The 324-nt window shown below is 60.8% G+C and carries 1 protein-coding gene; it reads left to right on the top strand.

Going from position 1 to position 324, the window contains the following annotated elements; genetic code table 11:
* Positions 1-324 (top strand): elongation factor P maturation arginine rhamnosyltransferase EarP (earP, locus tag ACODSO_RS29360; protein ID WP_489040117.1); only part of this gene is annotated, 324 nt, incomplete at both ends.

Genomic DNA, 324 nt, shown 5'->3' with positions numbered 1-324 from the left:
CCGGAAAAACAGCCGGAAGAATGGCGCGTCAGCCTGTTTGCCTACGAAAACCCGGCGGCCCGCGAATTGCTGGACTACTGGACGCACAGCACGCTGCCGGTGCACTGCATGGTGCCGGAAGGCAAGGTGCTGGCTGACGTGGAAGCCGTGATGGGCCAGCCGTTAAAGGCGGGCCAGCATGTCAGCCAAGGTTCACTCACCGTGCATGTGCTGCCGATGACCGATCAGGACAGTTACGACCTGAGCTTGTGGTCTTGTGATGTCAACTTCGTGCGCGGAGAAGACAGCTTCGTACGGGCGCAATGGGCCGGACGGCCTTTCATC

The sequence above is a fragment of the Rhodococcus sp. FG69 genome, assembly GCF_057808915.1.
The sequence above is the reverse complement of the archived record's forward strand: the minus strand, read 5'-3'. Positions and strand labels throughout refer to the sequence as shown.